At 74.5% G+C, this 11,530-nt stretch carries 4 protein-coding genes; 2 read left to right on the top strand and 2 right to left on the bottom strand.

The features are described from left to right. Window positions 1-124: 124 nt before the first annotated feature. Window positions 125-5,629: a pullulanase-type alpha-1,6-glucosidase gene (pulA, locus tag ACFWOG_RS35140; RefSeq protein ID WP_380363344.1), complete on the bottom strand. Its 5,505-nt coding sequence runs from the start codon at window positions 5,627-5,629 to the stop codon at window positions 125-127. Between the two features lie 319 nt (window positions 5,630-5,948). Between pulA and ACFWOG_RS35145 the strand changes: the two genes are divergently transcribed. Further along, entirely contained in the window at window positions 5,949-6,860 is a 912-nt protein-coding gene (locus ACFWOG_RS35145) for a phosphatase PAP2 family protein (RefSeq protein ID WP_380363346.1), read from the top strand. Between the two features lie 103 nt (window positions 6,861-6,963). On the opposite strand, the gene ACFWOG_RS35150 is transcribed toward ACFWOG_RS35145, so the two are convergent. Further along, the gene (locus ACFWOG_RS35150) at window positions 6,964-9,993 is read right to left on the bottom strand and encodes a bifunctional [glutamine synthetase] adenylyltransferase/[glutamine synthetase]-adenylyl-L-tyrosine phosphorylase (protein ID WP_380363348.1); all 3,030 of its coding nucleotides are present in this window, start codon (window positions 9,991-9,993) and stop codon (window positions 6,964-6,966) included. A 429-nt stretch (window positions 9,994-10,422) separates the two neighbouring features. Between ACFWOG_RS35150 and ACFWOG_RS35155 the strand changes: the two genes are divergently transcribed. Then, window positions 10,423-11,530, top strand: a 1,108-nt coding sequence (locus ACFWOG_RS35155) for an acyltransferase family protein (protein ID WP_380363350.1), incomplete at its 3' end; no start/stop codon positions are given.

Consider the following 11,530-nt stretch of genomic DNA (forward strand, 5'->3'; position numbering starts at 1 on the left):
AATAAAACAACCCCCACCCTAAACCCCCTTTTTCAAACTGTGGGGGGGGTTGTTTTTTGTAATAACCCCCCCCCCCCCCCCCCCGCGGTTCAGCGGTGCGGGGCCCGGTCCCGTCGCCGGGTCGTCAGCCCTGCACGAACACCGCCACCGTCCGGCCCGGCACCGTGAACGTGCCGGTGGCGGAGGCGAATCCGGCCTGCTTCACCACCGGGTCGGAGCCGCCGGCCTGGACCGGGTGGAGCGCCTGGGCCGTGCCCGCCAGGGCGCCGACCGTCTGGCTCTGCGCCGTGGGCGTCGCGTTGAACACCACCGTGACGCCCTTCTCCGCGCCCGCCGCCCCGGCCCCGTCCAGGTGCAGGGTGATCACCCCGGGGGTCTCGCCGGGCGTGCCGGAGAGCGGGTACGAGAGCCGCTGCTGGACGGCGGCCAGGGTGGGCAGCGAGAACAGCGGCGAGGAGCGCTTGATCCGCAGGAACTCCTGGTACTGCGCGCTCGTCGCCCGGATGTCCGCGGCGCCCACGACCAGCCGAGGGTCGGCCAGCAGGGCCTTGGCGGCCGGCCACATCTCCCGGTTGTCCGCCGCCGGCGGCAGGCCCCGGCCCCAGCCGTTGCCCCGCTCCGGGTCCCACTGGACGGCGTTGAACCAGTCGCCGGAGTCGTAGGAGTTGGCGTCCAGCGACTTGGAGCGCAACAGGTCGCTGCCGGCCTGGGCGAAGCCGGAGCCCTGGGTGAGCGCGGTCAGCGAGAGCGCCAGCGCCTGCATCCGGGCCCGGTCGGCGGGCGCGGTGGCGGGCGGCAGCTTGTACGCCAGCGCGTCGAACAGGTCGGCGTTGTCGTGCGCGTCCACGTACCCGACCGCCTCGCCCGGCCTGGCCGCGTAGCCGGTCGGGGCGCCGTTGTAGTCGACCTCCCGGCCGGTGACGGCCCGTCCGGAGCTGTCGGTGAAGGCGTAGCCGGCCAGGTTGCCGGTCAGCCCGACCTTCAACTGGTCCATCTGCTTCAGCAGCCGGGCCCTCTGCTGCTCGGACGTGCCGTTGGCGGGCGAGCCGTTCGGGTCGGTGAACAGGCCCGAGGCGAAGCCCTGCTGCGGGGCGGAGGAGAGCTGGAAGTTGCCGCCGCGGGCCGCGTCGCGGAGCCGGTCGTCGAAGGTGGCGATGCCGGTTCCCGCCATGGCGAGCTGGGTAGCCTGCTCGAAGCGGGCGTTGTCCGCGACGACGCCGAAGTTCCAGCCCTCGCCGTAGAGGAGGACGTTCCTGCCGTCGACACCGTCCGACTCCGGAGTCATCCGGCGCAGCGCGGCCTGCACGTCCAGCATGGTGGACTTCGGGTCGAGGCCCATCAGGTCGAAGCGGAAGCCGTCCACCTTGTACTCGCGGGCCCAGGTGGTCACCGAGTCGACCACCAGGCGGTTCATCATGGCGTGCTCGGGCGCGGTGTCGGCGCAGCAGCTGTCCGTGGTCACCTTCCCGTCGGCGTCCAGCCGTTGGTAGTAGCCGGGGACGACCTTGTCCAGCACCGAGTGCTCGGCCTGGCCGCCGGCCGCGGTGTGGTTGTAGACGACGTCGAGGACCACGCGGAGCCCGGCCGCGTGGATCGCCTGCACCATCCGCCGGAACTGCACGGTGCGCGCGGTCCCCTCGGGGTCGGTGGCGTACGAGCCCTCCGGCACCGTGTAGTGCAGCGGGTCGTAGCCCCAGTTGTAGGCGTCCTCGGCGGCGACGGCGGCCACGCACTCCTGCTGCCTGTCGCTGTCGGCCGCCAGGGCGGCGAGGTCGCAGGCGGGCAGCTTCTGCTCGGCCCGGTTCTCCCGGACGGTGGCGATGTCGAAGGTCGGCAGCAGGTGGACGGTGGTCACCCCGGCCAGGGCCAGCTCGCGCAGGTGCTTCATGCCCGCCGATTCGGACTCGGCGAAGGCCAGGTAGGTGCCGCGCTCGGCGGCCGGGACGGTGGCGTCCGCCACCGAGAAGTCCCGGACGTGCAGCTCCTGGATCTGCTGCCGGGCGAGCGGGACGGCCGCCGGGACGGCGTGGTCCTCCCAGCCCGGGGGCTTGAGCGCCGCGGCGGAGAGGTCCGCGACCAGACTCCGCCGCGAATCGGTGGAGAGCGCGACCGAGTACGGGTCGGTGACGGTGTTGACCACCATCTGCCGGGCGCCCGGCGCCCAGACCCTGACCTGGTAGAGGTAGTACCTGCCGTCCAACTCGGCCTTGTCGCGGACGATCTCCCAGACGCCGGTCTCGTCGTCCAGCTTCAGCGGGAGGGTCTTCGGAGTGCCACCGGCCGGGGAGTCGAAGACCTGGACGGACACCTCCTGTGCGGTCGGTGCCCAGAGGGACAGCGCGACCTTGCCGCGGTAGTAGGCCGGGCCGAGGTCGACCTTGCCGGTGCGCCGGGCGTACAGGTCGTCGAGGACGCCGGGGATCTGCACGCCGGTGGCGGCCAGCACGGCGCCGCTGGGCAGGTGTTCGGTGAAGAGCAGCTGGCCGCGCAGGGCGGCGGCCACCCGGGTGGCGTCGCGCGGGTCGACCGTGAACGCCCGGTAGCCGGCGAGGTGCGGGAACGCGGTCCGCTGCGCGGCGGTGAGCCCGCCCGAAACCGGTTCCAACCGGATCCACTGCCCCGCCGCGGTCAGCGCGCCCTTCTCGGTGCGGATGCCGCCGGCGGGGTCGTAGACCAGCTGGGCGCTGGTGCCGGCGGCGAGGGCGGCGTCGGTGGCGCCGTAGCCCGCCGGGACCACGACCGTCCTCGCGTCGATCCACTGGGCCTTGGCCGAGCCGAGGTCCAGCTGCGAGGAGGCGGCGGCGGTCTGCGGCAGCAGGTAGCCCTCGCGGCCTCCGAGGATCCAGACCTCGCGGCCGGTGCCGGTGAGGTCGAGGGACTGGTCGTTCGGCAGGTCCTTGTCGTTGCCCCGGTGGAGGATGTAGCTCAGGCTGGTCGCGCCGGGGGCGAGCGGCACCTCGAAGACGGCTCCGAAGGAGTCGCGGCGCACCGGCATCAGCGGGTTGCCCCAGTCGGTGGGGGTGGCGGCGCCCGTCCAGTCGTGCAGGCCCCAGCCGTCGTAGTCGCCGTCGGCCCGGTTGTAGTGGATCACCGCCGTGCCGGCCGGCGGGGTGCTCACCGGCCCGGGGTCGGCGGTCCGGACGGTCGGGTCGCCCTCCTTGAGCCAGATCTCGCCGGTCGCGCCGACGTCGATCCGGCGGTCGGCGTCGACGTCCTTGACGCCGTCCTTCTCCACGACGAAGCCGACGTCCGAGGCGCCCGGCTTGAGCTTCACGTACGCGAAGGCGCCGTAGGCGTCCCGGCCCGTGAAGCCGTGCCCGGCCGGCCACGGGGTGGCCTCGCCGTCGGCGAGGTCGCCCCAGGCGTAGAGGTTCCAGCCGTCGTAGTCGCCGTTCTTGCGCTGGTAGTGGACGACGGCGTACGGGCGGGCGGTGGCGCTGGGCACCGGCCGGGGGTCGGGGGTGCCGGTGGTGAAGCCGCCGGTGGCGGAGCGCAGCCGGCCGGCCGCGTCCTGGACGACGGCCTTGTACCGGACCGGTGTGCCGGGGGCGACGCCGGCGAGGTCCTGGGTCACGGCGTGGCGGCCCGTGTCGGAGGTGCCGAGCACCTGCCAGGGCCGGTCGCCGACCTGTGCGGCGAAGGTGACCCGGTCGAACCCGCCACCGGGGACGTCCGCTCCGACGGTGACGGTGCCGGTGGAGCCGGCGGCGGGCGCGCGCAGGGTGATCGAGGGCGCGGCGGCGGCCGGGGCGATCCGTCCGGCGGCCTTGAGGACGACGGAGGAGAGCGGCGGCACGGTGACGGTGAGCCTGCGGTCGGCGCCGCTGGTGAGCCGCTCGCCCGCTTCCGGGTAGATCCGGTCGAAGCCCTGGCCGGCCGAGAAGGTGTCCAGGGTGACGGTCTTCGGCCCGGCGGCGTTGTTGACGGCCACCAGGTACTCGACCTGCTGCCCGGCGTCGATCCGGGAGAAGGCGTAGACGCCCGGTCCGTCGGCGGCGTACCGCTCGATCTGGGCGCCGTCGGCGAGGGCCGGGTGGTCGCGGCGCAGCTTCGCCAGGCCGGCGATGCCCCGGTACAGCTCACCGTCCTGCCCGTACCGGTCGGCGGGGCCGGTGGCGCCGCCGAGCACGCGGTCGGTGTTGTAGGAGGCGGTCTGCGAGGTGAAGACGTCCTGCCGGGCGTCCTTGTCCCCGCCGGCGCCGGTGAAGCCCTGCTCGTCGCCGTAGTAGACGACGGGCTGGCCGCGGGTGAGGAACATCAGCTCGTTGCCGAGCCGGTCCCTGCGCAGCAGGGTGGCCTCGTCGGCGCCGGGGTCGTCGGCGAGCAGGAAGGAGCCGAACCGTCCCATGTCGTGGTTGCCGAGGAAGGTCGGCAGCTCGTAGGCGTCGGTGTCGGCGGTGGTGTAGCGGTAGTCCTGGCCGTAGACGTCGGCGAGGGTGCGGGCCGAGCCGCCCTGGGAGACGTAGCTGCGGGCGGCGTTCTGGAACGGGAAGTCGAGGGTGGCCTGGAGCCGGCCCCTGGTGACGTACGGCGCGGTGACCGCGGGGTCGCCGGAGTAGACCTCGCCGAACATGAAGAACGTGCGGTTGCCCTGCTTGGCGGCGAACTCCTTGAGCGAGGGGGCCCACTGCTGCCAGAACGCCATGTTGACGTGCTTGACGGTGTCGATCCGGAAGCCGTCCACGCCGGCTTCCCTGACCCACTGCTGGTAGACCTTCTCGAAGCCCTTGACCACCTTGGGGTTCTGGGTGTCCAGGTCGTCGAGGCCGGAGAAGTCGCCCTCGGTCGCGGACTCGCCGGCGAAGGTCGAGTCGCCCCGGTTGTGGTAGAGCGCGGGGTCGTTGAGCCAGGCCGGGGTCTTGGCGGTGGCGTCGGCCGGCCGGCGGAAGACCGGGCTGTAGGGGAACGAGTCCTTGCCCAGTTTCGGCCAGGCGGCGTTCGCGTCGGCGAGCGCGGTCTCGTCGACCGGCCTGCCGTCGGCGTCCAGGACCGGGAACGCCCCGGTGGTGCGGTAGCCGTACTGCTGCTGCCGGTAGTCGATGACGTCGGCGGTGTGGTTCGTGATGACGTCGAAGAAGACCTTCATGCCGCGCCGGTGGGCCTCGGCTATCAGCTCCTTGAGCTGCTCGTTGGTGCCGAAGTGCGGGTCGACCTGGGTGAAGTCGGTGATCCAGTAGCCGTGGTACCCGGCGCTCGCGCTGTCGTCCGTGCCCTGGACCGGCTTGTTCCGGAAGAGCGGCGCCATCCAGATCGCGGTGGTGCCGAGGTTCTGGACGTAGTCGAGCCGCTGGAGCAGGCCGGCCAGGTCGCCGCCGTGGTAGAAGCCCTTGTCGGCCGGGTCGAGGCCGTGGTCCAGCCGGGTGCCGGTGACGCCCCCGGTGTCGTTGCCGCGGTCGCCGTTGGCGAACCGGTCCGGCAGGACGAAGTAGAACTGCTCGCGGGTCAGGTCGTGGCGCCCGGCGGTGGCGGCGAGCGCGGCGTCCGAGGGCGGTCCGGGCGGGCCGGCGGCGAGTGCGGCCGGGCCGGCGGTACCGAGGGTGGCGGCGGTCAGCGAGGCGGCGAGCAGCACCGCCGTCCGGCCGGGTCTGCGGGTGGTGCGCCGCCGGCGGCGGGGCGGGACATCGGCCACGGAGGGCTCCCTTGCGGGGGAAGGGGTGAGCGAGTTGCCAGGACGCTAGCGGCCTGCAATATGTTTCAGCAAGATGCAGAAAGGGTTTCGGGCGGGGAAAATACGCCTGCCGCAGCGGCGCCCGACCCCCGATTGCGCCACCCGCGCCGCCCGGCGTGACAATGGGACGTATGCCCGTCCCGCCGGTTCGCACCAGATTCGCCCGTACACCCTGCCCCGGCGGGAGAAACCCCCTAGCCCTGAAGGGGGACAGCCGGTGAAGAATCCACTTCCGGAGGATGAGCAGACGGCTACGGGACGTCTGGCAGACTTCTCGTCCATGGGGGAACCGACCGAGATCCAGCAGAACGGCGGCCGCATGCCCGACGGAGCCACCCGCGCGGCCCAGACCCGTACGGCTGCGCTGCGCAGCCGCGTCCGCGAGCAGCGCCGCTCCCCGGCCCGGCCACGGATCTGGTTCGAGCTGGCGCTGATCGGCCTCAGCTACTGGATCTACTCCCTCGTGCGCAACGCCGTCCCCGAGCAGGAGTCGATCGCCCAGAAGCACGCGGGCTGGATCTGGGACTTCGAGCGCGCCCTCGGCGTCGCCGTCGAGCGCTCGGTGAACCACGCGGTGGACGGCGTCGGCTGGCTCATCACGGGGATGAACTACTACTACGCGACACTGCACTTCGTCGTGACCATCGGCGTGCTGGTGTGGCTCTACCGCCGGCAGCCGGGCCGCTACGGCGCGGCGCGCACGGTGCTGTTCATCACCACCGGCATCGCGCTGGTCGGCTTCTACTTCTTCCCGCTGGCGCCGCCCCGGCTGATGACCGACGGCGGCTTCATCGACACCGTGAAGACGCACGGCACCTGGGGCTCGATGGCCTCCGGACCGGCCACCCACGTCTCCAACCAGTACGCGGCGATGCCCTCGATGCACATCGGCTGGTCGCTCTGGTGCGGGCTGACCATCTTCTTCCTCGCCCGTGCGACCTGGGTCCGGGTGCTCGGCCTGCTCTACCCGGTGGCCACCCTGGTGGTGATCGTCGCCACCGCCAACCACTTCTGGATGGACGCGGTGGGCGGCGTCGTCTGCCTCGCGGTCGGCTTCGCCGCCGCCCGGCTGATCTACCACGCCTGGCCCTACCGGCTGCCCAGGGTGCCCGCCCGGGAGACGGCCGAGGAGAAACCGGTCACGGTCCCCGAGCAGTGGAGCGAGTCCTCGGTGACCGCCGGACGGCGCTGACCCCCCGATCTTCCGAAGGGCCCCGCGATCTTTCGCGGGGCCCTTCGCCGTCCGTCCGGGGCGACCCCCGGGGGTCGCCCGGGGTGCCGGATCGGCCCGGGTCTCACCCGTAGAACAGCCGCTCCACCACCGCCCGGGCCCGCCGCGTGGTCCGCCGGTAGTCGTCCACCAGCTCCCCGCTGTGCCCGGCGCCGTACCCCAGGTAGCGGGCGACCCCCGCGAGTTCCCGGGCGTCCGCGGGGAACGAGTCCCCCGGCCGGCCGCGGACCAGCATCACCGCCGACCGCACCCGGGAGGCCAGCACCCAGGCCGCGTCCAGCACCTCCGCGTCCGCCTCCTCGACCAGCCCCGCCTCCACCGCCGCCGCCAGCGCCGCCCTGGTCCGGGTGGTGCGCAGCGCCGGAAGCCCGTGCCCGTGCCGGAGCTGGAGCAGCTGGACGGTCCACTCCACGTCGGCCAGCCCGCCCCGGCCGATCTTGGTGTGGGTGGTCGGGTCGGCGCCGCGCGGCAGCCGCTCGGCCTCGATCCGGGCCTTGATCCGGCGGATCTCCACCAGGTCCCGCTCCGCCACCCCCGCGCCCGGGTAGCGCATCGGGTCGATCAGCTGCCGGAACCGCTCCCCCAGCGCCTCGTCCCCGGCCACCGGCTCGGCCCGCAGCAGCGCCTGGCTCTCCCAGACGTGCGACCAGCGCCGGTAGTACGCCGTGTACGAGGCGAGGGTGCGCACCAGCGGACCCTGGCGCCCCTCCGGACGCAGGTCGGCGTCGACCTCCAGCGGCGGCTCGGTGGACGGCGCGGCCAGCAGCGAGCGCAGCTCGTTGCAGACCGCCTGGGCGGCCCGGGCCGCGTCCTCCTCCAGTGATCCGAGCAGCGGCTCGTGGACGAAGAGCACGTCGGCGTCGGAGCCGTAACCGAGCTCGCGTCCGCCGAAGCGGCCCATCGCGATCACCGCGATCCTGGTCGGCAGCGCCCCGTTCCGGGCCTCCCAGCCGGCGACGCAGGCCCGCAGCGCGCCCTGCAGGGTGGCGGCGTTGAGCGCGGTGAGCGCCTCCCCTGCGGCGTCCAGCGCCTCGGCCGGATCGTCACCGAGCCGCCCGAGGACGTCGGCGGCGGCGGTCCGGAACAGCTCCCGGCGGCGCACCGCGCGGACGGCGGCCACCGCCGCGGCGGTCGAGTCGGCCCGGCCCACGGCGGCCAGCACCTCCTGCTCCAGCGCGGCCCGCCCGCGCGGCACCAGCCCCTGCGGGTCGCCGAGCATGGCCACCGCCTCGGGGGCCCGTAGCAGCAGGTCGGGGGCGAGCCGGCCGGCCGACAGGACCCGGGCCAGCTGCTCGGCGGCGGCGCTCTCGTCCCGCAGCAGCCGCAGGTACCACGGCGTCCGGCCGAGCGCGTCGGAGACCTGCCGGAAGTTGAGCAATCCGGCGTCCGGGTCCGCGGAGTCGGCGAACCAGCCGAGCAGCACCGGCAGCAGGGTCCGCTGGATGGCGGCCTTGCGGCTCACCCCGGAGGCGAGCGCCGAGAGGTGCCGCAGGGCGGCGGCCGGGTCGGCGTAACCGAGTGCCTCCAGCCGGGCCCGGGCCGCGTCCGGGGTGAGGCCGGCCGCGCCGACCGGCAGTTCGGCGACCGCGTCCAGCAGCGGCCGGTAGAACAGCTTCTCGTGCAGCCGCCGCACCTCGACGGCGTGCCGCTTCCAGTCCCGCTGGAGGGCCGCGACCGGATCGGCCCGGGTGTCGCCGTTGATCAGCGGCGCGAGCGAGCGGGCCAGCCGGCGCAGGTCCTCCTCACCGGTGGGCATCAGGTGGGTGCGGCGCAGCCGGTGCAGCTGGATCCGGTGCTCCAGCGAGCGCAGGAACCGGTAGGCGGCGTCCAGCGAGGCGGCGTCGGCCCGGCCCACGTACCCGCCCCGGGAGAGCGCGGCCAGCGCCTCCAGGGTGTTGCCGCTGCGCAGGGCCGGGTCGGTGCGGCCGTGCACCAGCTGGAGCAGCTGGACGGAGAACTCGACGTCGCGCAGGCCGCCCGGGCCGAGCTTGAGCTGGCGGTCCAGCTCGGGTGCGGGGATGGACTCGATCACCCGGCGGCGCATCTGCTGCACGTCGGTGACGAAGTTCTCCCGGGCGGCGGCCTGCCAGACCAGCGGGGCCAGCGCCGCCACGTACGCCTCGCCGAGTTCGGTGTCCCCGGCCACCGGGCGGGCCTTCAGCAGTGCCTGGAACTCCCAGGTCTTGGCCCAGCGCTGGTAGTACGCGAGGTGGCTGGCCAGGGTGCGGACCAGCGGTCCGTTTCGGCCCTCGGGGCGGAGGTTGGCGTCGACCGGCCAGATCGTGCCCTCACCGGTGGTGTCGGCGCAGAGCCGGGTCAGCGCGGCGGCGAGTCGGGTGGCGGCCTTGAGCGCCTCGTGCTCGTCGGCTCCCTCGCACGGCTCTGCGACGTAGATGACGTCCACGTCGGAGACGTAGTTGAGTTCGCGCCCGCCGCACTTGCCCATGCCGATGACGGCCAGGCGGCAGACCGCGGCGGCGTCCGGGTCCTGTTCGGCGGCGATGTCGAGGGCCGTCTGCAGGGTGGCGCCGGCCAGGTCGGCGAGCTCGGCGGCGGTCTGGGCGAGGTCGGTGGTGCCGGTGAGGTCGCGGGCGGCGATGGCCAGCAGGCAGCGGCGGTAGGCGATCCGCAGCGCGTCGGCCCGGCTGCGGGCGCCCGCGTCGTTCTCCCAGACGCCCTGGTGGAGCGCGCGACGGAAGTCCTCCGGCCCGGGGTGCATGTCGCGGAGCTCGAAGGTGACCAGGATGTGCCAGTCGTGCGGGTGCCGGGCCAGGTGGTCGGCGAGCGCGGTGGACTCGCCGAGCACGCCGAGCAGCCGGTCCCGCAGCGGCTTCGAGGTGGTCAGGGTGTCGCGCAGGGTGTGGCGGTCGGTCGCGTCGGCGGCCTCCAGCAGTCGGGCCAGGCCGAGCAGGGCGAGGTCCGGGTCGGCGGTGGCGCCGAGCGCGTCCAGCAGCACCGGGTCCCCGGCGAGCCCGTCCAGCGCGGGTTCGGCGAGCAGCCGCAGCGCCCGCTCGGGGTCGGTGAACCCCCGCCGCACCAGCCTGACCTCCGGCCGGCTGACCCGGCTCCCGGCCCGCTGTTCCTCCACCGCCATCGCCCCTCCGGCTTTCCGGCCCTCCCGGCCACAGGGCGGGCCCGCCACAGCAGCGTACGCGGCCGGGCCCGCGGGGGCGCGCCCCGGCGCCACCGGTTCCGGCCGCCGGCGCCGCTTTCCGGCTGCTGCTCGGCGTCTCGCCGGGCGTGTGCGGGCCCGGGCCGGGGGGCTCCGGGTCGCCTGCGTCCGACGGACGCTCGGCGGGGTGGAGGCCGCCTCCGCGAACGGCACGGTCCGGTTCGACCGGAGCACCGGTCTGCTGCGCCGAGCCCGGGGCGGGTTCGGGGCACGTGTCCCGGACCCGCCCCGGATCGTTGGAACCGGAGTCGAGCCGTTCCCGCACCCGGCCCACACCCGGCCCGTCCTCGTTCCCGTCCGTTCCTCCCCGCTTCCTCTTCCCCTCCTCCTCCCCGCCCCTCCGGAGCCCCGATGCCCGCCCGCCTGCCCTCGCTCACCGGGCTCCGGTTCTGGGCCGCGCTGCTGGTCGTCGTCTACCACCTGGCCCGCAAGGTCGGCGAGGTGCCCGTCCTCGGCCCGCTCGGCTGGTACGGCCGGAGCGGGGTGACCTTCTTCTTCGTCCTCTCCGGCTTCGTCCTCGCCTGGACGTACGACGGCGTGCCGACCGCCCCGGGCCGCTTCGCCCGCCGCCGGTTCGCCCGGATCTGGCCGCTGCACGCGCTCACCACCGCGCTCTCGCTCGGTGCCGGCGCCGCCCTCGGCGCCGTCCTGCCGCTCGCGGCGGTCCTCTGGTCGCTGCCGCTCCTGCACACCTGGGCCCCCGGGACGGTGTTCGGCGGCAACCCGGCCGCCTGGTCGCTGGGCGCCGAGGCCTGGTTCTACCTGCTCTTCCCCTTCCTCCTGCGGGCCCTGGCCGGGCGCCGCCGGCTCTGGACGCCGCTCGCCGCGCTCTGCGCGGCGGCCGGCCCGGCGCTGTGGCTGGCCGGTCCGCTGCTGCCGGCCGACCCGGCCGTCCGCGGCTGGCTGCTCGACTACCTGCCGCTGACCCGCACCCCGCAGTTCGTACTCGGCGTGGTCGCCGGGCTGGCCGTCCGGCACGGGCTGCTCCCCCGCGTCCCGCTCGCCCCGGCCGCGGCGGCGGTGGCCGGCTGGCACCTGCTGCTGGTGCCGTGGCACACGGCCGCGCCGGACTCCGTCTGGTGGGGCCCGTACAGCGCCGCACAGCTCTTCCCGGCCCCGCTGTTCGCCGTCCTGCTGACGGCCGCCGCGCAGCGGGACCTCGGGCCGGCCGGCGGGCCGCGGCTGCTGGCCGGGCGGACGGCGGTCCGGCTCGGCGAGTGGTCGTACGCCTGGTACCTGGTGCACGAGATCGGCATCCGCTGCTGGCTGCACGCGGCCGGCCGGCCCGCGCCCGGGGCCGTGGCGGCGACGGCGGCCGTCTGGCTGCTGCTGGCCGGTGTCTCGCTCCTGGCCGCCGGTGCGCTGTACCACGGGGTCGAGCGCCCCTGCGAGCGCCTGCTGCGCGGCACGCCCCGGCACGGCGGAGCGCCGCTGCCGCGCCACCCGGTGCGGGTGGTGC

The sequence above is a fragment of the Kitasatospora sp. NPDC058406 genome (assembly GCF_042722765.1).
Lineage (GTDB): Bacteria > Actinomycetota > Actinomycetes > Streptomycetales > Streptomycetaceae > Kitasatospora.